The sequence below is a fragment of the Paenibacillus sp. FSL K6-1558 genome (assembly GCF_038002565.1).
In the GTDB taxonomy this organism is placed as follows: Bacteria; Bacillota; Bacilli; order Paenibacillales; family Paenibacillaceae; genus Paenibacillus; species Paenibacillus polysaccharolyticus.
Window position 1 is genome coordinate 5,929,505 of sequence record NZ_JBBOCV010000001.1, and the last position, 25,780, is coordinate 5,955,284.

General features: G+C 45.8%; 11 protein-coding genes. 8 read left to right on the forward strand and 3 right to left on the reverse strand.

Annotation, left to right across the window (positions count from 1 at the left end; translation table 11 throughout):
* Positions 1-6: 6 nt before the first annotated feature.
* Positions 7-936 (reverse strand): LysR family transcriptional regulator, encoded by a 930-nt coding sequence (locus MHI38_RS25820; RefSeq protein WP_154886706.1) that lies wholly within the window; start codon positions 934-936, stop codon positions 7-9.
* A gap of 181 nt (positions 937-1,117) precedes the next feature.
* Here MHI38_RS25820 and MHI38_RS25825 point away from each other — a divergent pair, with 181 nt between their 5' ends.
* The 5 genes from MHI38_RS25825 (at position 1,118) to MHI38_RS25845 (ending at position 8,173) form a co-directional block, all read left to right on the forward strand.
* On the forward strand, positions 1,118-1,732 hold the full coding sequence (locus MHI38_RS25825; RefSeq protein ID WP_154886703.1) for an NAD(P)H-dependent oxidoreductase: 615 nt from the start codon (positions 1,118-1,120) through the stop codon (positions 1,730-1,732).
* Positions 1,733-1,745: 13 nt separating this feature from the next.
* Positions 1,746-4,196, forward strand: coding sequence for a flavocytochrome c (locus tag MHI38_RS25830; RefSeq protein ID WP_154886701.1), 2,451 nt, complete (start codon positions 1,746-1,748; stop codon positions 4,194-4,196).
* 170 nt (positions 4,197-4,366) lie between these two features.
* Positions 4,367-5,884, forward strand: a complete 1,518-nt coding sequence (locus tag MHI38_RS25835) for a spore germination protein (protein ID WP_154886699.1) — start codon at positions 4,367-4,369, stop codon at positions 5,882-5,884.
* On the forward strand, positions 5,881-7,059 hold the full coding sequence (locus MHI38_RS25840) for a Ger(x)C family spore germination protein (RefSeq protein ID WP_154886697.1): 1,179 nt from the start codon (positions 5,881-5,883) through the stop codon (positions 7,057-7,059). Before MHI38_RS25835 ends, MHI38_RS25840 begins: the two co-directional genes overlap by 4 nt.
* A gap of 16 nt (positions 7,060-7,075) precedes the next feature.
* Positions 7,076-8,173 carry an endospore germination permease gene (locus MHI38_RS25845; RefSeq protein WP_186809561.1) on the forward strand — a complete coding sequence of 366 codons (1,098 nt, stop codon included), beginning with the start codon at positions 7,076-7,078 and terminating at the stop codon, positions 8,171-8,173.
* 102 nt (positions 8,174-8,275) lie between these two features.
* Here MHI38_RS25845 and MHI38_RS25850 read toward each other — a convergent pair whose 3' ends face one another.
* Both MHI38_RS25850 and MHI38_RS25855 read right to left on the reverse strand, forming a co-directional pair.
* Positions 8,276-9,541 (reverse strand): MFS transporter, encoded by a 1,266-nt coding sequence (locus tag MHI38_RS25850; RefSeq protein WP_154886693.1) that lies wholly within the window; start codon positions 9,539-9,541, stop codon positions 8,276-8,278.
* Complete coding sequence (locus tag MHI38_RS25855; RefSeq protein ID WP_154886691.1) at positions 9,541-10,191, reverse strand: TetR family transcriptional regulator; 651 nt, start codon at positions 10,189-10,191, stop codon at positions 9,541-9,543. The genes MHI38_RS25850 and MHI38_RS25855 overlap by 1 nt, the downstream gene beginning before the upstream one ends.
* A gap of 247 nt (positions 10,192-10,438) precedes the next feature.
* Here MHI38_RS25855 and fabD point away from each other — a divergent pair, with 247 nt between their 5' ends.
* Genes fabD through MHI38_RS25870 form a run of 3 tightly spaced genes read left to right on the forward strand, consistent with a single transcriptional unit; the run spans position 10,439 to position 25,775 of the window.
* On the forward strand, positions 10,439-11,647 hold the full coding sequence (gene fabD, locus MHI38_RS25860; RefSeq protein ID WP_154886688.1) for an ACP S-malonyltransferase: 1,209 nt from the start codon (positions 10,439-10,441) through the stop codon (positions 11,645-11,647).
* Entirely contained in the window at positions 11,640-14,225 is a 2,586-nt protein-coding gene (locus tag MHI38_RS25865; protein ID WP_154886686.1) for an AMP-binding protein, read from the forward strand. The genes fabD and MHI38_RS25865 overlap by 8 nt, the downstream gene beginning before the upstream one ends.
* Positions 14,226-14,243: 18 nt before the next feature.
* Positions 14,244-25,775 (forward strand): non-ribosomal peptide synthetase, encoded by an 11,532-nt coding sequence (locus tag MHI38_RS25870; RefSeq protein ID WP_154886684.1) that lies wholly within the window; start codon positions 14,244-14,246, stop codon positions 25,773-25,775.
* The last annotated feature ends 5 nt before the right edge of the window (positions 25,776-25,780 follow it).

Below are 25,780 nucleotides of genomic sequence, written 5' to 3' on the forward strand. Positions count from 1 at the left end.
CTCCTCCTACACTGCACATTGTTGTCCATGATTCAGAAATGTATGGATAAGGTCATGATCCACACTAGACAGCTTTCTTTCGCTATGATGTGCTATAAAATAGTCCAGACTCATCTTATCAATCGGGATTGGGTAGATGTTGTATTCCGAAGCAGACTCGTCAATTCGGACACTTTCGGGAATGATCGTCAGGCCCATATTTTGTTTGGCAAGCTTCAACACTGTGTGAATTTCGTTGCTTTCCATCACGATGCTTGGTTGTATTTTGTGCACACTAAGTAATTGATCGATCTGTTTACGGACGGCAGAGCCTTTGGACGTTAAAACGAGCTGCTGACTCAGAATGGTAGCAATATCAAACGTACCCTCCGGGATGACGGCAACATTTCTTTGATACAGTTCACAGCCGCGCGGGATAACAGCCCGGTAGCTATGCTTGCCCCAACTAAATGCGTTTAGATTTGGAGAAATACTACTCGAATTTTGTCCAATCCAGAAGTCCAATTCAACATTTTGCAGCCGTTTTTCATTTTTTTCAGGCAGATCCTCTACCAGATTAATCTTATAAGCAGGATGAAGCTTTAAAAATGCAGGTAAAAAAAGGGGTATCAAATAAGAACCCAGGCTAGGCAGAATTCCGATTCGTAACACTTTGTTGCCGATATCCGATGCATAGGAAATTTCTTTCATGAGCTTGGCGTAGCTATGTTCGAGCGATGTTAAATACTGATAATAGATCTTTCCCTGTTCGGTTAATCGATATGGAAGCTTGTTGCGAGTGATCAGCTCACAATCCAACTGGTTTTCGACTTTTTTGATGACCTTGGTCAGGTAGGGCTGAGAAATATACAGTGATTGGGCGGCTTTGCTAAAGTTACTGTATTTCAAAAGGCTGTCGATGTAACACAAAATATCCTGTGATTCTAATTTAGACATGTCCCTCACCCTTTGTGAAAAAAATAACAAACTTTGAATTTGAGCTGATTATAACAAATTGGTTATCAAACTGCAATGAATAACTATTAGATCAATCTTCCATTCCTATGTTAGAGTTATGCCGAAAGATCGAGTCTGACTTTGACGAACATTATTTTCGAATGACAGAAAGGGGATTACCATGAATTATTTAGCTATCGTGGGTACCAATTCGGATGAATCAACGAACCGTACTCTGCTTCAATTTATGCAAAAGCATTTTGCAGATGAGGCTCAGATTGACTTGTTTGAAATTAAGGATCTACCTGCTTTTATTGAAAAAGATGAAATAGAAGATGCTGAAGTTGACATTCCTGTGAAGGTGCAAGATTTACTGGATCAGATTTCCAAAGCTAAGGGCATTATTATTGCTACTCCGGAGTACGACCATGCGATCCCTGCTGTGTTGAAAAGTGCGCTGGAATGGGTCAGTTATACTACTCAAACCTTGAAGGACAAACCTGTTCTGATCGTAGGTGCTTCCCACGGCTCACTTGGTTCTTCCAGAGCGCAAGCGCATCTTAGACAAATTCTAGACTCACCTGAGCTTGGAGCGAGAATGATGCCTAGCAGCGAGTTTCTTTTGGGAAAATCGCAGAGTGCATTTGATCACAGTGGCAGCCTGATTAGCGCAGAAAAAGTAGCGGAGCTTGAAGAGATTTTCAGGGAGTTTGTTTTGTTTACGGAGATCACGACGGAACTGTTGTCCAAAAGAACGTTGAAGCAAAAAACGAAAAAATTTTCCTGGCAAGAGTAGGAGGCTGACTACAATGAAAATCATAGCAATCGTAGGCACTAATGCAAAGAAATCGTATAATCGCAAGTTGCTTCAGTTCATGCAAAAACAATTTGAGTCCAGAGCAGCCATTGAAATTCTCGATATTACAGATGTGCCGATGTTTAATCAATCCGATAACCAGACGAACAGTGCCATTATACAATCGTTTAATGAGAAAATTATCGCAAGTGATGGCGTCATCATTGCAACTCCGGAATATAATCATTCCATCCCTTCATCCCTTAAGAGCTTGCTCGAATGGCTTAGCTTTGAAATCCATCCGCTGGCTGGGAAGCCCGTTATGATCATTGGAGCGTCACAGGGAACACAAGGTTCATCTCGTGCCCAGTTGCATCTTCGTCAAATTCTGGATGCACCGGGTGTTGAAGCTAATGTGATGCCAGGGTATGAGTTTTTGCTGGGGAGTGCACATAAAGCGTTTGACGAAGCAGGAAACCTGAATCATGAAGGAACGATTGATTTCTTGGAAGTATGTTTCCTGCGTTTCCTTCGTTTTGCCAAAATTTCTAATCAGTTGAATGAGGAAGAAGAGTTTACTTATAAACCGGGTGTGTATGAGGTCAATGCCATTGGTCACAGTGGGAATTTGCCGATGAAAGTGTCTTTTAGTACAAACCGAATCGAGAGTATCGATATTGATGCAAAGGGGGAAACCGAGGGTATCGCCGATGTTGTTTTTGTGAGAATTCCGAATAAAATTATTGAAGGACAGACACTCAATGTGGATGCGCTCTCCGGTGCTTCTGAAACGAGCAACGCGGTCATCAACGGTGTTGCTAAAGCAGTTAAGCTTGCCGGCGTGAATCCGGATATTCTGAAAAGACGTGCAAAACCTGCCAGCAGCCAGATGAAAGATGATGAGGAATATACTTGTGACGTGGTCGTTGTAGGGGGAGGCGGCGCGGGTTTAAGTGCTGCTGCAACAGCTCTACAACACGGCGCAAGTGCGATTGTTCTGGAGAAATATCCAGCCGTAGGGGGCAACACGATCCGTTCGGGTGGTCCTGTTAATGCAGCTGATCCTCTATGGCAACAACAGTTTAATGAAAATCCAGGTGAAAGACAGACTATTGAGAATTTGTTAAGTACGGATGAGAACCTAATCCATCCCGAATATATAGATGATTTCCATGCACTAAAAGAAGAATTCACAGCATATCAGGAAAAGTTCGGAACACAAAAGGCTTATTTATTCGATTCCCCGCTACTTCACAGAATGCAAACGTATTTTGGGGGCAAACGAACGGATTTGAATGGCAATACGATCTATGGACAGTATGATTTGGTCAAAGTACTTACAGACCGTGCCCTGGAAAGTGTGCAATGGCTTGAAGATATCGGGGTCGAATATGATAAGAGCATCGTATTTGCTCCAGTGGGTGCCCTGTGGCGACGTGGTCATAAACCTGTCAAAAGTTATGGTTCTGCCTTTATCATCGCACTTAGCAAGTATGTAGAAGAAAATGGCGGTCAAATTATTACAGATAGTCCGGTTAAACAGCTCATCATCGAAGATGGAAAAATAGCAGGTGTTATTGCAACTGGAGTCAACGGACAGAGAATCACCGTTCATGCGAAAGCTGTTGTGCTTGCTAGTGGTGGTTTTGGTGCAAATACACAGATGCTCAAGGAATATAACACGTACTGGAGCCACATCGATGATGATATCAAAACGACGAATTCCTACGCGATGACAGGGGATGGAATATCGCTTGGCAAGAGTGCAGGCGCGGCATTAACAGGCATGGGTTTCACACAAATGATGCCTGTAGCCGATCCAGAGACTGGCGAACTGTTCAGTGGACTACAAGTACCACCTGAGAACTTTGTCATTGTTAACAAAAAAGGCGAGCGTTTCGTTAATGAATTTTCTGGACGGGATGTCTTGACTAAAGCGGCCATCGAACAGGGAAGTTTATTTTATCTAATCGCTGACGACGAGATTAAGAAAACCGCAGCGAATACCAGCCAGGAGAAGATAGATCGGCAAGTTGAAGCGGGGACTCTGTTTAAAGCGGATACGATTGAAGAACTGGCAGTAAAAGTGGGCATGGACCCTCAGGTACTCAGAACGACAATTGATAAGTATAACTCTTATGTGGATGCGGGCTTTGATCCCGAATTCCATAAGGATACGTTTAGTTTAAAAGTAGAGAAAGCGCCATTTTACGCTACGCCTAGAAAACCTGCCGTTCACCATACGATGGGCGGGATCAAGATTGATACGGAAACCCGTGTATTGAATGAAAACGGCCAGCCGATTGCCCATCTATATGCCGCTGGAGAAGTGGCAGGGGGGATTCACGCAGGCAACCGTTTGGGCGGTAATGCCCTGACAGACATCTTTACGTTTGGACGAATTGCGGGTAAAACGGCTGTTGAAGAAATGAATCTTGTGGGCAATGTGAAAATAGAACGCTAGAGGTATAAATCCATCCGTAAACCACTTCATTTTGAAGTGGTTTATTTGCTGTTTTTTCACGCTAAAAGAATAAAAAATCCGATTGGGGAAAATATATCCTTACATTGAATTTTGCTACTAGGCTGTACATTGAACGAATAAACTATTTTTCCTATTTAAGGAGCGTTCAGATGGTCGACGTTTTGGATTACCGAACGATGCCCTTCAGCACCGTGCTTTCGGAGAATGTGGACATTGTCCAAACGATATACAACCATTCCACAGATATCAAAACCAGAACATTTCCGCTTGCGGGCAGCAGAGAAGCGTTTATGTTGTTTATTGACGGAATGGTCAATGAATCGTTGCTGGATCTGCATGTTTTGGCCCCGCTCTTACAAGCCCGCACGGACAAATCTCAGATTGACTTCGCATACATAGGTTCTATTGTGACCACAAGTCAGCTCACCATCGTGACAAGCTTTGAGGATTTGTTAAACCATATCGCTAACGGTTGTGTCGCATTGCTTGTAGATCAACTGCCGTTTGGTATTGCCATTGGGGTAGCTGGTTGGCAGCAAAGGGGCATTGAGGAGCCAGCAGCAGAATCGATTATTCGCGGGCCAAGGGAAGGTTTTACAGAGACACTCAGTGTAAACACTTCGATGCTACGCCGCAAAATTAAAGACCCTTCTCTAAAATTAGATCCGTTTCAGGTTGGGCGATATACAAAAACGTCGGTCCTTGTTGTTCATATTGACGGCATTGCTAGCCATGCATTAGTTGAAGAGGTTCACAGCCGCATCAAGAGAATTGATATTGACGGTGTGCTGGAAAGTGGTTATATCGAGGGATTGATCGAGGATCACCCCTATTCTCCGTTCCCGCAGATTCAAGTTACAGAGCGACCGGATGTAGTCAGCGCTTCTCTCCTTGAAGGAAAAATCGGCATTATGGTGGATGGCACACCATTCTGTCTCATTGCCCCGACGACTTTCTTTGCGATGTTACAATCACCGGAAGACTATTACCAACGTTATGTCATAAGCAGTTTCATTCGCTGGCTGCGATTTTTGTTCCTGATTATTTCGCTGGTGCTGCCTTCTCTTTACGTAGCCATTTTGACATTTCACCAGGAAATGGTGCCCACCTCATTGTTGCTTAGTATCGCGAAGTCACGGGAAGAGATTCCGTTTCCTGCGTTGATTGAAGCGTTGCTCATGGAGGTTTCCTTCGAGGCACTGCGAGAAGCTGGCGTACGTTTGCCCAAACAGGTCGGTTCCGCCGTCAGTATCGTTGGCGCGCTTGTTATTGGACAGGCAGCGACCTCTGCTGGTCTTGTTTCTTCCCCAATGGTTATGGTGGTTGCCATTACCGGTATCGCATCTTTTTTGCTGCCACAATATAGCGCGGGTATAGCTATTCGTCTGTTACGTTTTCCGATTATGTTTCTGTCAGGAATGTTTGGACTGCTCGGTCTGATGCTTGGCGTCATCGCCATCATTATTCATCTATGTTCCTTACGCTCGCTCGGTGTTCCCTATCTACAGCCCCTTGCGCCAATGAAGTGGAGTGAAATGCTCGACAGCTTCATGGTGTCGCCAATATGGGCTAATCTCAAGAGACCAAGTTTGACAGGGCGAAAAAATGCAATTCGGCAACCCTCCAATAACCGTCCGGATCAAGAGGATGAAGGAGCCTCGCCATGAAGCCGTGGATGCGTTATTTTTGTCTAATGTTGGTTGTTCTGTTATTCTTTCCACTGCTGGCTGGATGTTGGGATCGTAAGGAGATCAATGATCTTGCGCTTGTAACGGGTGTAGCCATTGATAAGGCAAGTGACAACTCGATTGAAGTGAGTATTCAGATTTTTATCCCTCAAGGTTCAACTCAAAGCGGTCAGTCTGGGGGAGAAGCAACGGGTGGAAGTGGCACAACGTTTGTGCAATCCGCTCAAGGTGTCAATATAGCAGATGCCCTGGCCCAATTGCAGATGAAGTTTTCGCGCAAAATTTTCTGGGGGCATTCCGAAGTCTATTTATTTGGTGCAGAAAAGGTAGAGCAGGGCTTAAAGGATGATTTAGACTTCCTCATGCGGGATTCCGAGCCGCGCGAACGCGCGTTTACTTTTGTCACCAAGGGAAAGGCCAGAGAAGTATTAGAAAAACATTCGATTCTGGAACGGAATACGTCTGAAGTTTTGCGTGAGATGGCAGTAAACAAAACGAGCATCAACTCGTCGATGGCACATTTAATGGAGATGCTGGAGGATGAGAGTAGAGCGGCTTTACTCCCTTGGGTCGAGATATTACAAGCTCCGGGACAAGATGACCCATCCAAAGGCATTGGTTACATTAACGGAACAGCGATCATGCACAACCATAAGTTGGTAGGTGTAGCGGATAACCGAATCACTCGTGGTATCTTGTGGGCTGTAGATGAGATGAATAATGCGATCATTACAATTCGTCCAGAGCACACGAAGGGGACCTTGTCGGTGCAACTATTGAGGAACCGATCCAAGATTACACCCATGTACAAGAACGGGGAATGGTCTCTCAGAATCGATGTGGATTGCAAAAATCAGTTGATTCAGAACACAACGGAGATTAACATCGACCAGAGCAGTGATAGCTTGGCGAATATTGAAAAACAACTGGAAGAAAATATAGAAGAGCGTATTCACCTGGCGATCCATGAAGCTAAAACCAAATATAAAGCGGATATTTTTAATTTTGCTGGTGCATTTCACCGTAAATATCCCGTTTTGTGGAAAAAACATGAGAAGGAATGGGACACTATTTTTCCAGAACTCAAAATTACAGTAAATGCACAAGCGGATATTTTGCGTCCAGGCATGTTCAATACCCAACAGAAGCAATAGGGAGAGGAGGGTCTTCATGTACAAGGAAAAAATCAGTGGTAATCAGGTTTTTTGGCTGATTTCCACGATGCAGATTGGTATGACCATCCTGCTTACGATTAATCCGTCCATTGCTGTTGCCAAGCAGGATGCCTGGATTTCCATATTACTCTCCAGTATGTTTTCCGTAGGACTTGCCTATGTGCTGACACGTATAAGCATTATGTATCCCAATGAGTCTCTTATCAGCTATGCACCTAAAATTATGGGCAAGTTTCTGGGGCATGTGATTATTTTGATCTATGTATTATATTGGTTTACGGTGCTAGGGATTATCTTGCGACAGTATGGCGATTTTATGATTGGCACCATCCTTCAATTGACGCCAGTCATCATCCCCATTATCGGCATGCTTGTTGTTGCGGCTTATGTAACGTATGCGGGTATCGAGGTCTTGGCCAGATGCAGCGAGGTACTGGGCCCTCTCATCTTGCTTGGTATTATGGTGCCCTTGCTCCTCAATATTTCCCAAATCCAACTTGATAACCTGCAGCCGATTATTATGGACAATACCTTTTCCGTGTTGCTGAAGGGAGCTTTGCCAACAGCCTCATTCCTAGGCGACAATATATTGCTCATGATGATTCTTCCTTTTGTGGCTGATCCACGAAAAGGCGTGAAGGGCGCTCTCCTAGGTTCTGTTATAGCAGGTCTCTTCACCTTACTTTCAGCGATGCAATGTATTGCTATCTTTGGTTATTCTACGGCATCCAGACAGACCTATCCGTTTCTTAATCTGGTACGTTTTATTTCCTTTGGTTTCCTGCAAAATCTCGATGCGATCGTCGTTGCGATCTGGATCATGGGGATTTTTATCAAGGTGTCTTTATATCTGTTTGCAGCATCTTACGGGACTGCCCAGTGGCTAGGGGTTAAACGTTGGCGGAGCTTCATCTTTATCGCATCTCCAATTGCCATCATACTATCTATGCTGCCACGGAACTTTGTGGATAGCTCTATTCTTTTTCCGAAGCTTGTAGCCGTACCGTTTAACCTGCCCGTTGTTTTTATTCTACTTCCGCTGTTGTTATGGATTGTGGCAATGATTCGTAACAGGCAGAACAAGGGGTTGTGAGATGATGTAAATGGAGTGCCCCCTGAAATAAACATCGAGATCATGCTGAATGCTGTAGTGTCTCCGATGGATTGCAGGGGGGATTTGGTTTGGAAAATATGATTATGGTGTAGCCTGTTCAGCAGTTGCAGGTGCCGTGGTTTTGCGAACAAGTCCCGGAAGTGATCTCAAATAGAAGAAACTAACGGCGACTGTGCATATAGCGAGTGTCAGATGAAGCCATGTCACATTGATCCACACAGGGAAAGCCAAGCTGATCGTTCCGAGTGCCAGAGAATGGCCCAGCATCATAACGGGTTCAATGAGTGAATTCACACGTCCCATATTCTGAGGCGGAACAAGTTCCGGAAGCCAGCTACCAAGTGCAATGTTGATAGGAGCAATGGCGATCCCTGCCAGCAGAATAATAACGAAATAAAGCTCCACACGAGGTACGAGGCCCAATCCTGCCAGGAACAGGCTTGCTAGAAATAGACAAGTGATCAGAATGGGTGTTCTTGTGTAACGCCGAATCAGAATGGGACCCAAAATACTGCCGATCAAGAAACCAATCCCCATAAAGACAGTGACAAGGGATGAATGGACAACATACTGATCCGGGCTAAGTTTGTACTTCATTGAAAAGATTGGAAGGACGGAAAAAACTCCGTTAACTATACCAAAAAACATGAATCCACTAATTAAAATCAGCAGAAGCCGGTTATGTATAATATATTGAAGCCCCTGCCAGAAGTCTTTGATGACAAGAGAAAATCGCAGATCACGTACACGGTTTTTTCCGTTCGGCATGCGTGCCTGTTCGGGAAATTTGGCCCAGGCGAGAAGGAAACCAGATAACAGGAAGCTGCACAAATCCACGATAATAGCTCCCTCGATACCAATGAAATGGTATGCCGTTGCTCCCAGACTCAGTCCAAAAAGCATAAATACACCTGAGATGATCTGAATAAGTCCAGATGCGTGAACGTACTGATCTGGACCGATGCTACCTTGGAGAAGTCCCATTTCGGCCGGTCCGAAAAACTTGGAAATGGAACTACGCAGAAAAAGAATCAGAAAGCACATAAACAACACGTCATAGTGAACAAAAAGTAGCAATAACAAGGTTAACAAAGCTCTGATCCAGTCACTGTATGTAGCAATATGTTTACGATCAAAACGGTCTGCGACGACTCCAACAATCCAGAAAACGGCTAAGGTTGGAAGGGAATACATAAGCTCTGCCATACTGGCCAAAGACGGCTGGTTACTGAAACGATCCACCATATAATAAGCGAACGCCATATTTCCAACGACATTTCCCAGCTGCGAAGTGAAGGTTGCCAGAAAGAGTTTCAAGAAAGTTGGATTACGGAAAAGTTCCTGCATTAGTTTTCCTCCGAATGGTCAGGTTCGTGAATCATTACGGGATGTAACAGTGTTTTCAGATACGCGAGCAACGCCTCAAACTGCATGCTTGTTTTAGCCTTTTCGGTACCTACCGTGATGGAGTGTGTCATGATTCCTTCCTGATACGATGCAACGAGTCTGGAAATGTCCATCACGTCCATGTCAGTTGAGAATTCTCCTCGCTCTACGCCAATCCGAATTAAGGTTGCGAACTGTGCAACACCCGAATTGTAGCGCTCAATCAGTAAGTTCCGGCGTTCTTCATCGCGTGAGCCAATCAGAGAGTATTCATAGAAAGCAGATTGTAGTCCCGCATTTGGGAAACGAAGCAGATCCTCTAATTGCTGCGTATAGAGATCCTGGATAATTTTCCAGATGGATGACGAAGAGTGAATCAAGGTTTCGATGTGTTCTTTGTACCGCATATCTTGCCAATGAAGCAGTGCCTCGAAGATTTCTTCTTTGCTTTGATAATATAGATAGATCCAGCCTCTGCTCATACCGGCCTCTTCGACGATATCTTTTAGCGTTGTTGCCCCATAACCCTTGTATTCAAATGCACGTTTCGCTGCTTCAAGAATTTGCAAAGTCCTTAGTTCCTTCTGATCATCGGATAACTTTGGAGACATCGGATCAATTCCTCCTTTTCTTAAAAATGAATCACGATTTATTATAATATAAATGACATTCAGTTCATTTTGCAATGGGTAAAAAAAATAAATTGATCTGTTTAAGGCAGTGTTGATATAATGTGTTCAAATGTAAATAAATTGTATTATAATCCTTAAATTTCAATTATGATTAGATAATTAAATCATGTAACAACGTAAATTGAACATCGAATATTGTCGAATATCTGGTTCTGAGGGGGATGTTATGCACACGGCACTGCTGTTTCCAGGTCAGGGATCGCAATATATAGGTATGGGACAGGAGCTGTTTTCCAGTTCCATAGTAGCCAAAAGAACGTTTGAAGAGGCCTCGGAGATCTTGGGATACAGCGTATCGAACCTTTGTTTTCAAGGGAGTCTGGCAGAGTTAACCCGGACCGATTACGCACAGCCGTGTATTTTGACGGTTGGCATCGCTGCCTTTCGTGTGTTAATGGAGAGAATGGAACGTGAGCCAGTCTATTTGGCAGGGCACAGTCTTGGAGAAATTACAGCGCTTACTGCTTCGGGAGCATTACATTTTGCAGATGCCATTCGCCTTGTCCGTTTTAGAGGCATGCTGATGCGAGATGCCCAGAAGAATAAAGCAGGCTCCATGATGGCTATCCATGGGCTTACCCCTCAAGTCATTGAGAAGGAATGCCTTGAGCCTGAATATCGAGGCTTGGTGGTCATTTCCAATCTGAATTCCAGTCGCCAAACTGTCGTTTCCGGTCAAGTGAATGCGCTTACAAAGATGAAAGAACGCTTTATTGACTTAGGAGGTCATGTTACATCGCTCCAAGTGGGCGGTGCCTTCCACAGCCCATTCATGAAAAATGCGGCCATGCAATTGTATGATGAACTTGGTCGTATCCCTTTTCATTCCATGCGCTATTCCGTGCTTTCCAATGTTACAGCACTTCCTTATCCTTCTGTGACTTGCATCCCCTCTTTTTTGTCGGAACAAATGGTAGAAAGAGTCCGCTGGCAGGGATGTGTGCAATTCCTAATGGAGAGGCAGGTTAACAACCTGATCGAGGTTGGGCCAGGCAGCGTGTTAAGTAATATGCTGCGAAGAGAGAAGCTTGATGCATGTATGATCCAGTCTATAGACACAAAGGAGAATCTGCAGAAGCTGATAAAGGAGAGGATGCCTAAGGGGACGGGAGCAGTCTCCTATGCCCGTTATTTAAAGGCGGCACTTTGCGCCAAAAACTACAATATTCACGGGGGAACTTCGGATTATCTGGAAGAGGTCGCGGGGCCGTTTCGGGAACTGGAGCAACTTGCTAGGGCAGGCGATGTTGCAGGCGGTAATGCTAAAGCACTCGAAGCGTTACATCACATTTTGGATTGTAAGATGACTCCTGCTTTACAACGGGGAGATATTCTCAGTCATATAGCTGAAGAAGGAGTGGTTCGGCATGTTTAGCACACTCAATGAGGCCCTGAATCATCACACTGTTCTGGAAGAGCGAGGGATCACCTTTATTGAAGGAGAATCCCAGAGCGAATTTTGCAACTTTGCGGAGCTTTATCGGTCCTCAATGTCTGCCCTGCATCTTCTAAGGAAGAACGGAGTAAGTGAAGGATCTGAAGTGATTTTGCAGTTGGATAACACCCGTGAATTCCTCGTTATTTTCTGGGCATGCCTGCTGGGTGGGTTCATCCCTGTTCCATTGACGGTGAGTAAAAATGAAGAATCGCTGGCCAAAACGTTACGTGTAACCAGTGTTCTGAACCGTCCCTTTATTGTAGCGGAATCGCGGCATGTGGAAGAACTTCGTGAGCATCTGTCCCGTATTCCAGATCGAAATTGTGCTCTACTCAATATCCAGGATCTGATAAACCAGAACCTGAAACATCAAGAGCAACCTATTTCTGCCAACCCTGACGATGTTGCCTTTATTCAGTTTTCTTCGGGTACAACGGGAGAACCCAAAGGTGTGAAACTGACTCATCGCAAACTTCTCGCGAACATTTATGATCTGGAAGAACGTTTGGGAGCCACCTCAGAAGATGCTTTTCTAAATTGGATGCCACTGACTCACGACCTCGGCATGATTATGTTCCATTTGCTCCCGCTCGTGGCCGGGTTGAATCAGTATCAGATGCCAACATGGCTTTTTATAAGACGGCCTGTTCTCTGGTTGCAAACCGCCAGCCACTTCAAGGCAACAATGCTCGCTTCGCCTAATTTCGGAATCAAGTATTTCTTAAACGCGTATCACAAAGCTGCGAACCAGCGCTCTTTTGATTGGAATTTAACTCCAATTAAAGCGATCGTGAACGGTGCAGAACCTATCGATGTGGACGCATGTCGACAATTTTTAGATGAGATGGCCGTTTTCGGACTTGACGGGAAATCGATGAAAATGGGATATGGCATGGCTGAAGCTTGTGTGGCGGTATGTATTCAGGAGCAGAACGAAGCGTTCACAACGTATTATGTCCGTAGAGATAATCTCAGTGTCGGGGACCAGGCTGTTTTTCTATCAAGTGAGGATGAAGCAGGGCTGGCACTCTCTGGAACGGGAACCCCGTTACGAAATAGCCAGGTGAGAATTTGTGATGATTCTGGTCGTACGCTCCCCAAGGGTTATATCGGATATATCCAGATCAAGGGTGCGAATATTACAGACGGATACTATAACAATGAAGAAGCGACCAACAAACTTTTTACGCCGGACGAATGGGCTCATACAGGTGATCTGGGCTTTCTAATCCATAATCACCTGGTGTTTACGGGGAGAACCAAGGACATCATCATCATTAACGGCTCCAACTATTATCCCTATGATATTGAACGCATTGCAGAGGAATGTACGGATCTGAAAATCAAACGAATGATTGCTTGTGGAGTATATAACGAAGCTACAGGCACGGAAGAGGTTGTATTGTTTGTCTTGTACAGAGACAAGCTGGAAGAGTTCGGACGTCACGCGGATCAGATTCGCAGACATGTAAACCATGTGATGGGTATTCATCTAAGTGTTATTCTACCGATTTCCAAGATACATCAAACGACCAGCGGCAAGTTACAGCGTTATAAATATATTGAAAAATATAAAGAAGGAGCATTTCAGAAAGTCGAAGACGAACTAAGCAAGTGGCAGGAAATGCGGGAACAGGAAGCGTTGGTGCATAGACCTAAAGATGCGACGCAACAAGCGCTGTTTGAAATATGGAGCAAGCTGCTTGGCAAGAAATATTTCGGAGTCCATGACAGCTTTTTCGAGATAGGTGGGACTTCGATTCTCGTTATTCAGATGCTTGAGGAAGTAGACCTTTTATATCCAGATGTCATCACACTAACTGATATTTTTGCCTATCCTTCTGTGGAACAGCTCGCACAGCTGATTTCCAGTTCAGATGGATTGTCAAAAAAGGAGATACCGCTCCAAGCAGTCCAGTTGGAAGCGCCGTACTTCGAAGCGGAGTGGAGCGGAGCAGAGAATCAGTACCGTATGGTGATGTCCTCGTCGCAACGAGATCGATTCCAGACATTTTGTCACGAGTTGCAAGTTGCAGACGAAGCGGTATGGCTCGCCCTTTTTTCGAACGCTATTTATGAAATATCGACCGGACCTAAAGTGACCGTGCATACCATGATGGACGGCAAAGGCTGGATTGTGCCTTTTCACGTGGATTTTGCGCAAGTTGAAAGAATAGAAGATTTGCTCATCCTGGCTGGTGCGAAGAAAAAAGTGGGTGAAGCAGAAGTGTACCATACGAGAGATATTGAAAGACATGTGACTCGCATTGAACCTGGATATGTCCGCTGCCTGTTCGCACAAAAAGGGTGGTTGCATACAGAAGATGCCCTTCATAACGTATTTGACATGATCATGGAGTGGGAGGACTTAAAAGATACATCAGAGCTTTTTTTCCGCTACAACCCTTCCAGAATGAACGGGGTTCTTATGAAAGAGTTGTTCCAGACAGTCGCGGACTCCATTGAGTCTCTACTGAGTGTTGATAGGGTTACCAACATTTCGGTATCACAGTAAGTGAGAAGGGGAGAGTCGATGAAAAAAAGTTTGTTGCCTCGCCGTACGAAAGAAGATCATATTCCAGCTGCAGTTATTGAGGAGCAGTCAGGTAAGGATATCGCGGTGATCGGCATGTCGCTCAAAGTCCCTGGTGCGGATTCACTGGATCAATTCTGGAGCAATCTGTGTCGCGGTGAAGATTGGATTCGTGAAGCTCCAAAGGTCAGAATGTCAGAGGGGGGAATAAAGGCACCACGACGTGGTTATTTGACCGAGATTGACACGTTTGATCATTTTTTCTTTCGAATCCCGCCTAAAGAGGCAACGTTAATGGACCCGTATCAAAGGTTGTTTCTTGAAATAGCATGGAGTGCGATTGAGGATGCAGGCTATGGCGGGGATCGCATAAAAGGAAGTCGGACTGGTGTTTATGTCGGATCAGGACATGAAAACGAGTATAAACAAATGATCTCTTCTTACAATACAGATCTGTTGTCGGCAGCGGCAGTAGGTAACATGTCCTCCGCTATAGCGAGCAGAATCAGTTATTTGCTTGATCTTAAAGGTCCAAGTTTGGTCATTGATACGGCCTGCTCTTCATCGTTAATGGCTGTTCATCTAGCTTGTCAGGCACTGCTCTCCAGGGAATGTGACATGGCTATCGCTGGAGGCATTCAATTAATTCTAGATCCACAAGCCGAACAGCCCCAGATCGGAATTGAATCCCCTTCGTCTAAAGTCAGGGCGTTCGATGAAGAAGCTGACGGGACGGTAAGAGGAGAGGGCATGGGCGCTATTCTGCTTAAACCTTTGTCCAGGGCCATTGCGGACAATGATCTTATATACGCCGTAATTAAAGCAAGTGTCTCCAATCAAGATGGCAAATCCATAGGCATTACGTCACCTAACCGGTCGGCTCAAGAACAGCTTCTTATTCGTGCTTGGGAGCGTGCAGGTATTCACCCGTCTTCCTTGTCCTATATCGAAACGCACGGTACAGGAACACCCATAGGCGACCCGATTGAGGTTCGTGCTATCCATAATGCGTTCCGTCTGTATACCGATAAAGTCCAGTTCTGTGCGATCGGCTCACTTAAGCCCAATATCGGACATTTGTATCATGCCGCTGGCATTGTTAGTTTTATTAAATCAGCGTTGGCGCTTCATCATGAACAGCTTCCGCCTTCGCTCTATTTTGAAAAGCCCAACCCGCAAATCGAATTTGCGAATTCTCCTGTATATGTCAATGCTCACTTATCGGATTGGAAGAGAGGTACGGATGTACGCCGATGCGGAGTAAGCTCTTTCGGTATGAGTGGCACCAATTGTCACGTTGTGCTGGAAGAGGCAAGCGAAAGAAAGGTTGTTCTTTCGCCGAATACAGAGAACGGACCTTCCTTGTTTACTTTATCTGCCAGAACGCTAACCTCTTTGCGGTCTCTGATCGATAAATATCGTCTTTTTCTTCTTACATCTGACCCACAATCTTTTACAGACATTTGTTATACCTCGAATATTGGTAGAGGCCTGTATGAGTACAAACTTGCAGTAATAGCACATCACCATCAAGAGTTACGGGACAAGCTGGCATTTTTGCAGTACGAGACTTTCACCGGACAATACGGTGAATTGGCGGAGGGAATCTGGTTCGGTGGACCTGAACAGGATGGCTCTTCAACTTCCTCCGACCTGAACTTGAACGTTGCCAAGCCAAGTCTGGTAAATGTTAATGTCTTGAATCAGATCGCTACCCAGTATGTTTGTGGTCAACCCATCGATTGGAAAGGTCTCCATGCTGGAAGCAACAAGCGTGTAGTTTCAGTTCCGACATACGCATTCGATCGACATCGCCACTGGATTGTTCCTGTGATGGTGGAAGAGAGCAGTGGGGGAGTACCCCACAAACCGGAGGATAAAAAGGAGAATTCAACGATGGAACATCGGGTTGTCCAGAGCGCAAATATTCATTTTTTCACAAGCGCGGTACAGGAAATGATATCGAATATTTCAGGGTACTCCCCAGAAAACATCGGGATAAATCGAAACTTCATGGAGCTTGGCATGGATTCTATTTTGCTGGTCAATGTCAAACATGCAATCAAAAATGAATTTGGCGTAGATATTCCGATGCATCTGTTTTTCGAAGAAATGTCTACCGTCGCTGAAGTAGGGAAATATATTGCCAGTCAATCTCAGCAATTGCCAGAGTCTCCGATTCTAAACGGGCAAACAGAGGATAAGGGAGTGCCTCAGGATGCCGTACTTTTGCAAAATGTATATGTACATCCGTATGCAGCGTCATCAGAGGAAGAGCGCGAATCGAGTAATCTATCCGTAGCAGGTTCAGGTCTGGAGGGCATTGTACAGAAGCAACTGGACTTGATGACTCTCCAACTTTCCATGCTACAGGCAGGTTCGGCGGGATCGGAAGCTTCTGCAATTCGTTTGTCGGCGGCGACGGCGGTACAGGCGAATAAATCGGTGGAAAAAGACTATTTCGACAATTCGACGGATAGCCAGAGCGTGCCCTCTAATCTTACAAAAGAACGTGTGCAGACCAATCGGCCCTACGTCCCGTTCCAGAAGCTTGAAACGCATTCGAAGACAGGATTGAGCCCTGTGCAAGAGCATTTTATAGACGAATTTATTTCCAGATATACTGCCAAAACAGTTCGATCACAGCTTCATACACAAGCATTCCGTAAATTGGTGGCCAATAATCGCAATGTGGCAGGTTATCGCCCCTACTGGAAGGATATCGTCTATCAGATCGTTGTTGATCAGGCCGAAGGATCTGGCATTACGGATATCGATGGGAATCGCTATATTGACTTGACGATGGGCTTCGGTGTGAACCTGTTCGGCCATCAGGTGTCTTTTATTAACGAAGCAATGCAAGAGGCTATGCAAAAAGGAATGTGTGTTGGCCCGATCAATGCAGCGGCTGGTCAGGTTGCTTCTGCCTTGCATCAATTGACTGGCGTAGAACGTGCTGCGTTTTTTAATTCCGGGACAGAAGCGATCATGGTTGCCATGCGTTTGGCTCGAGCGGCTACAAACCGAAGAAAAATAGTGATCTTTTCAGGTTCTTATCACGGTACTTTCGATGGTGTTTTGGCTATGAGTGCAGGACTTGGAGGCAGTAGCACACCAATCGCTCCAGGGATTTTGCAAGGTATGGTGGATGATCTGATTGTCCTGAATTACGATCATCCCGAATCACTGCGGATCATCGAACAGCGTGCTGGAGAGCTGGCAGCAATACTTGTAGAACCGGTACAAAGCCGTAGGCCAGACATTCAGCCAACCGCTTTTCTCAAAAAGCTGCGTTCGTTGACCGCCACAGAGGGCATCGCTTTGATTTTTGATGAAGTCATCACCGGATTTCGGATTCATCCTGGAGGTGCACAGGCATGGTTCGGCATTGAAGCCGATATGGTGGTCTATGGCAAGGTGGTCGGTGGAGGTTTGCCGATTGGCATCGTCGCTGGAAAAGAACGATATTTGGACGGCATAGACGGAGGGATGTGGTCTTTTGGGGATTCCTCGTTCCCTCCGCATGAAGAACGGAGAACATTTGTAGCCGGAACGTTCTGCCAGCATCCGTTGGCTATGAATGCTGCTCTGGCAGTCCTGCAGCGGTTGCAGGAGGAAGGTCCGGCCCTTCAGGAGCAATTGAACAGGAAAACGGCGGCTTTGGCAGACAGATTGAATCATTATTTTGCAGAAGAACTGGTGCCGCTTGAGATTGTGCATTTTGGTTCCTTGTTCCGTTTTGTGCAAAAGTCTGATCTGGAGCTTCTGTACTACTTGTTAATCGAGAAAGGAATTTATATTTGGGAAGGCCGAAACTGCTTTTTATCCACAGCTCATTCGGAAGCGGATATCGATCGTATTGTAGATGCCGTGCAATCAAGCGTAGAGGAATTGCAAAGTGCCGGATTCCTGCCTCCGAGTTCACCGACCTCGCCGGGAGGCGGGAGAAAGCAAGCCGGCAAAGCATTGACCGTAGAAGTGGGGAGACAAGCCGAGCCCCATCCGCTTACATCGGAACAGACGCAACTCTGGTTTGCATCTCTGGCCAATGACCATATGAGCGATGCTTACGTGGAATCTGTTGTACTTCGTTTGGAAGGAGCAGTGGATAGCGAAAGGTTACGGGAAGCCGTTCGTTATGTGGTCCAAAGACACGGGATGTTGCGAACCCATTTTTCTAACGATGAAGGGTTGTATTACACGGAGCTGTTTGAGAATGTAGCTTCGAAAATTATGTTTGAAGAAGCGGAAGATATAGAAGAGTCAAAGGGTTTGCCCAGATCCATTCAACAAAAATGGACCAATGGATTTGATCTGTCCAACAGTCCTTTGATCCGCTTTTGTCTGTTACATCATGGACAGCATCAGTATAGACTCATCATGCAAGTGCATCATTTAGTAGCAGATGGCTGGTCCATTGTTCAGATTTTGAAAGAGATTGCCGGATACTACACGATGCAAAATCGGTTGCAGTCTCCTGACCCTGTATTGTTTTCTGCATTTGCACAGTGGCAACATAATCTGCCGCTGGAGGAGAAGCAACATGCTAGGGCGTTTTGGACTAAACGACTCTCCGCTCCGAAGCCGGAGTTGGTTGTATCTGCTAGACTCGCTTCGGAGTCTGTCTCACTCTATCCGGGAATGCGTCTGTACAGGAACTTAAATACTGAATTCACGGCAGAGTTGAGGGCATTTGGCAAAAAAAAGGGTGTCTCCTTATTTATGCTTATGCTTGCGGCATACAACATGCTGTTATCTCGAATTTCAGGTCTCCATCAGATCACGGTTGGTATTCCCGTGGCTGGTCAGCTCCAGATGGGGCTGCCACAATTGGTGGGTCAATGTGTCAACTTACTGCCCTTTTCAAGCCAGTTGCCAGCTAAGGTAGAACTATCCGAATACGCGACACAAGTAAGGAGCGAAATGCTTGAGCTACTGGAGCACCAACGTTGCTCTTACGTAGATATCGTTACAGTGCTAGTCACGGAAGGAGGATCTGTTTATCCTCCAGTCATCAATACCATTTTTAATTTTGACAAAACGCCTGAATTTCACTTCGAAGACCTGAGAGTACAGCTTGAGTCGTTTCCGCCATCGTCCTTCAAATACCCGATCAGCATGAATGTTCTTGAGGTGGATCAAGAATTGGTGCTGGAATTAGATGTGGGGGATGGAGTATGTGGACGGGAAGAGGCCGAAGGCTGGCTTGAAACATACACCTTATTACTGGATACGCTTGAGTCCAAAGTATGGAAGGAAGGAGAGGCAGAACCAAAGTCTCGGTGTAGTAAAATACATACTTTGTTATCGACACCATCGTTTGTTTCATCCGAGAAGCTTGCTGCTTCCCTTAATCCGTACAGAAATGATCTCACTGCCGAGCAAGCTCGGAAAAACGTAAACGATAGAGCTGCAGGGTATACCCCTCCGGTTACGGAAATGCAGATCAGGATTCATCGGATATGGCTTGAAATGATGAAGCTGGAAAACGCCGGCATTCATGATCATTTCCTGGAAGTGGGTGGTAATTCACTTGCAGCGACAGTCATTACGGCCCGACTTCAGGAAGAGTTAGGGATCAACGTTCCGCTAAGTCTGTTGTTCCGCCATCCAACGATCGCCGAGTTAGCACAGGTGTTGGACGATGTTCCCACGGCTGAATCCCTTCGGATTCCGAAGGCGCGTTCAGCCGATTGCTACCCACAGTCCGCTTCTCAGCGTTCGATCTTTGCTGTAGAGAAACTGGGTAGAGCAGGTACGGCCTACAACGTCACGGGACTGATCACTGTGGAGGGCTCGCTTGACCTACAGCGCTTGAAAGTGGCGGTCAACTCGCTGGTCAAAAGGCATGAGTGTTTGCGAACCACTTTTGATCTGGATGAAGACGAGCCGGTACAGCGTGTGCTCAGTGAGTCATTCATGGAAATTCCCATGCATTTGCTGGACAGTGATACGACGGAGGAGATGATCCTGCGCACGATTCGGCCGTTTGACCTCGAACAAGCACCGCTGATGCGGATGGAGTACTGGACTGAGCAAAAGGAATCTGGACGGCAGTATTTGCTGATGGATATGCACCATCTGATCGCAGATGGACTTTCAGCGAATCTGCTGCTGGAAGAGTTAATCCAGTTGTATGACGGTCAAAGTTTGCCGACAGTCACGTTGCACATGAAGGACTTCACCCAATGGCAGTTGGGCCGCTTCGGCGCAGGAGATATGAGGGAAAGCAAGAAATACTGGGCTCAGCAGTTCAAGGACGGAATACCGCGGCTGGATTGGGGAATTCATCATCAGCGGCCTGCTATACGCAGTTATGAAGGAGAAAGATACGGTTTCAAGCTACCTGACGAAATCCTGGCACGTATCAAGGCATATGCCGCGGCTGAGAAAGTCACGTTATACAGCTATTTTCTAGCTGCATATAAGGTGATGTTGTCTAAATATTCTGTTCAGGAGCACATCATGGTTGGCACAACCGCATCGGGACGGTTGTATTCGGATATCGAACGAACTCCCGGTATGTTCGTCAACACCATTCCGTTGCGAAGCGATCTCGCCAGCAACCAGTGGTTCTCCAAGCTGGTCCATGAAGTGCAGGTAAATGCGTTGCATGCATTGGAGCATCAGGAATATCCGTTGGAACAATGGATTGCTCTCGAGAACGAGGAGCGGGATTCGGGTCGGAATCCTTTGTTTGATGCGGTCTATGTTTACCAACATCAGGCTCTTTCTATCGATCCGCAAATAAGTGGTGGTGTCAAGTTCACGGCTTCCGAGTACAAAAACAGAATGGCCAAGTTTGACCTGACACTGGAAGTTGTAGAGAAACAAAATGAACTGTATCTCGATCTTGAATATTGTACGGCAGTATTTCACCCTGAAGCTATAGAAGCAATGGCTGGACACTTGATTGCCATTTTGGAAGCTGTGTCCCATCAACCCGACGTTTCTATCTCGGAAATCAGTATGCTCCATGCTTCGGAAACCAAGCAGTTGCTCCATGAATTTAATGAAACGGATAACCCGCTGCTCCTTGATCAGCCCATCTTCGTTTTATTTGAAGAACAAGTTCAACGTACACCTGGTGCAATAGCAGTATCTTGTGCAGGCGTGCAACTCACCTACCTTGAGCTTAACATGAGAGCCAATCAATATGCTCAGGTGTTGAAGGAGCAGGGAGTGCTGAGAGAGATGGCCGTTGGCCTGGTTATGAGGCGATCTCCCGATCTGCTGGCAGCCATTCTCGGTATATGGAAAGCAGGTGCCTGTTATGTGCCGATCGATCCATCGTACCCGAGGGACCGTATCCGTCATATATTAGACGACTGTAAGGCACAGTGGGTCATTGCGGATGCAGCCTATGAGGAATTGTGCAATTTCTCGGGTTCAGTAATATTGACGGAGGAAGTGCACGGAAACGTACCTTTAACACCAGTGAACCTCGAACAGATTGCCGGGCCTGACGACCTGGCCTACATCATCTATACATCAGGTTCTACGGGCAAGCCCAAGGGCGTTATGGTAGAACATCGAGGTTTGACCAACTACATTCGTTGGGCAGATCAGACCTATGTACGAGGGGAAAAGATTTGTTTTTCGTTGTATTCATCCATTTCATTTGACTTGACGGTAACATCGATGTTTACACCCTTATTGTCGGGGAACCAAATTATTATTTATTCGGAAGATGTGGAGTTTGCGCTTGAACGGATTTGTGAAGATGGTGAAGCGGATCTCATTAAATTAACGCCTTCCCATCTAAAACTCCTGTCTCTTTATAACACAAAAGGATCAAGCTTGAAGCGTTTTATTGTAGGTGGTGAAGCATTTGAGAGCTCCGCGGCAGCGGATATTATCTCTATGTTCGGTCCGCATGTTGAAATTTACAACGAGTATGGCCCTACTGAGACGGTCGTTGGCTGTATGATCCATCAATACGACCCTGCTGAACCATATAGCGAGGTGCCTATTGGCTGGCCGATTGACAATATGCGGTTATATGTTTTCGATGAACAAGGGAATTTGCAGGCGAAACATCTTCCCGGAGAACTGTGCATTGCCGGTGTTGCCGTAGCCAGAGGATATGTTAACCAGCCTGAGCTGACCGAGGAGAAGTTTGTATCGGACAGATTCCATGAACCGGGCAAAGTTTACCGTACCGGAGATCTGGTGCGTTGGTTGCCAGCAGGTGGAATGGAGTATCTAGGCAGAATCGATGAACAAGTTAAAATTAGGGGTCACCGCATTGAAATGGGAGAGATTCGCAATTTGCTTCTCACATATTCATCTATTCGAGAAGCGGCAGTGATTGTCAAAGAGACGGAAAGTAGCGGAAAGCGTTTGTGCGCGTTCTATGTCTCGACAGGAATTTTGGAGATTGCGGAGCTGGAAAGGTACCTCTCGACGTATCTGCCTCCATATATGTTGCCGTCCGAATATATTCGTTTGGATCGACTCCCGCTTTCTGCCAATGGAAAGGTGGATATCAAGAAACTGCCTGTTACGTTGGCAGAACCGACTCCGTTCGAGCATCCATCCCTGGTTGAAATCCCTGGTGAGGTGGAGTTGTTGCAGGCATGGCGTGAAATACTCAGAGCGCCTGATGCCAGCAGAGATGATCACTTTATGCGACTTGGCGGGGATTCGATCAAGGCGATACAGATTGCGGCTCGTATGAAAAAGTGTGGATATCGGCTTGAATCGGCTGAAATTTTACGTTTGAAAACGGTGAGCAACATCGCCCCAATGCTTATAGCGTTGGAAGAGACATCCCCCCGTAAAACTTCAGGGCCTGTAGAGGGTGATGTACCACTGTCGCCTATTCAACAATGGTTTTTCAAGCAAAATTTTACCGAAATGAATTATTGGAATAACAGTGTGACGCTGATTAGTGTTACGAGGTTCAACGAACTGTTTGTCAGAGAATCACTCAGATTACTCACGGTTCATCATGATGCATTGCGAATGACATTTAAGCGAAATGGCAACCACATTCAGCAATCTTGTCAACATTCAGATCGGCAGGCTTTTGCATTCCAAGTAGCCGAGTCAATAGAGGAGACGAATAGCGAGCAATTCAAGGCTGTCAAGGAACGAATGATGGAAGAAATGCACCGGGCAATGGATCTGAAGCATGGACCATTAGTACAGGCGGGCCTCATCCAGGGGTCAGATCGGGACGAACTAATCTTTACGATTCACCATTTAGTCATCGACGCCATATCCTGGCGCATTTTACTGGATGATTTTTATGATATCTACATTGCTCTCGAACAGAATATCCAGCCAGTTCTGCCTTCTATATCCGATTCTTATAAGGATTACGCACAGAGAATGCATACGTATGCTGCTACTGGTGAATGGAAACATGAAGCGCAATATTGGAAGAATGAAATGGCGCGACCAGTTTCGTCGCTCATTGGGGACGGGATACACACGAAGGGTCAGGTTCGAGATAGTGAAGTGGCAAGTCTTTATTTTACACAAAAAGTCACTACGACCCTCGTACAATCGGCGACCGAGCGATACGAGGCGGATACCGCGTCTTTGTTGCTTGCTGCCTTAGGTACTGCAATGGAGGCAATGGGTGTTCGAGATGGTCTATGGGTCAACATGGAGGGACACGGCCGGGAAAGTTTCGGTGAAGCTGTAGATTATTCACGAACAGTCGGCTGGTTTACATCGCATTACCCGATTTATCTGGATACTTCAGTAGCCCAAATGCCACACCTTTATGTTGCACAGCTTCATCGTGAGTTGCAGCGTATCCCTCACAGGGGTGCTGGATATAACGTAATGAAGTACATGCTGCCCGAAGCAGTGACCAGATCATTCCATGGATTTGAGATTGAGCCACAGATTTGCTTCAACTACCTTGGTGAAATGGATGACCGTCGTTATCAAAATCTGTTTCGGCTTTCGCAGCTTCCGATGCACGGAACAGAGAGTCCAGATGCGGACCGCCCATTTGCAATCACTTGCAATGTGCTCTTATCGGACGGGCGGATGCTGGTGGAGTTTGATTACAATAAACATCAGTTCCAAGCAGAAACCATCCAGAGAATGTTGCAAGGTTTCCTTAATGGTTTGCAAGACATGATGTATGCCGGTGAGGGAGAGATAGTTACAGAAGAGGAACACGATGGATTTCAGCTGGTACCTTCTGCAGAAAGGGAGGTCCTTGAGCAGGTAGCGCCTTTTCCAATGCTCAAAGCTTATCCGCTGTCACCTATGCAGGAAAGTATGTTGTTCCATTACCTTCGGTTTCCGGATTCCTCGGCTTACGAAGAGCAATGTGTCATTCATTTGCAAGGTGACCTTAACCCAGAACGGCTTAGAGACTGCTTTCAGCAGGTGGTTAATCAACATGACATTCTTCGTACATTTTTTGCCTTGCGTGGGCTCGAACGGCCGCTTCAGGCAGTGGCGAAGTCATGGAATCTTCCCTTTGAGTTTATGGATTGGACGGCGGAACATGGCGGATGTGAGCGCGAGAAGCTTCAACAGTATCTTCAACAAAATCGTGAACGGCGCTTTAATCTATTTGTTGAGGTCCCTCTGAGAGTAACGCTTATTCGAACAGACGATAACGCGTATAGTCTGGTTTGGAGCTTTCATCATATTTTGCTTGATGGGTGGAGTGTAGGCCTTCTTCTTAGTAGTGTCTTCGATCTATACGCCGATCTGTCTGATATACAATCACTTGTCTCAGCGCCGCACTATGGGGAATATATCGGGTGGCTTGAACGGCGAGATCCTTCTGTGGCTGAATCGTACTGGGGGACGTATTTAACGGAATACCGAAGTAAAAATGTGCTACCACGGTTACATGGATCGAGTGGTGCGTATGTGCGGGAGGAACTAACCCGTAACTTGCCAGAAACGCTCCAGGAAGCACTTAAGCAATTATCCGCCGAATACGGTTTGACGCTAAATATTTTGTTTCAGGCTGCTTGGGCGACGGTATTGCAGAATCTCAACGAAACTGAAGATATGATCTTTGGCGCAGTTGTATCGGGCAGAAGTGTCGAGGTACAAGATATCGAGAACATGATGGGGCTATTCATTAATACGATTCCTGTTCGGGTAAAGTCAGCTTCGGGTACCTTTTTGGAACTCGCATCACAACTTCAGTGGGAACAGATGGAAAAAGAACCCTATTCCCATATTCCACTTTCTTCAATCCAAAAGTCTGGCGGCGGGGTAGTTCTGGATCATATCCTTGTATTTGAAAATTATCCGCTGGAACTGCAGCTTCCTTCCGGACTGGAAATGGTAGATTACGATTTACATGAGTATACAAGCTATGATTTTAACCTGATCATTGAGCCGCATGAGAACTTCCTCATTCGATTTGTTTACAATAGTGCCGCACATAGAGTAGAAGAGCTGGAAGATTGGATGAACTGTCTGCTCATTGTTCTCAGTCAAATCAGTGAAAATCCGAATGTGTTGTTGAAAGATCTTTTCCCGGATGAAATTGTAACGAGTTCAGATGAAGGAGAAAGTCTAATTAAATTCCATTTCTAGACAAC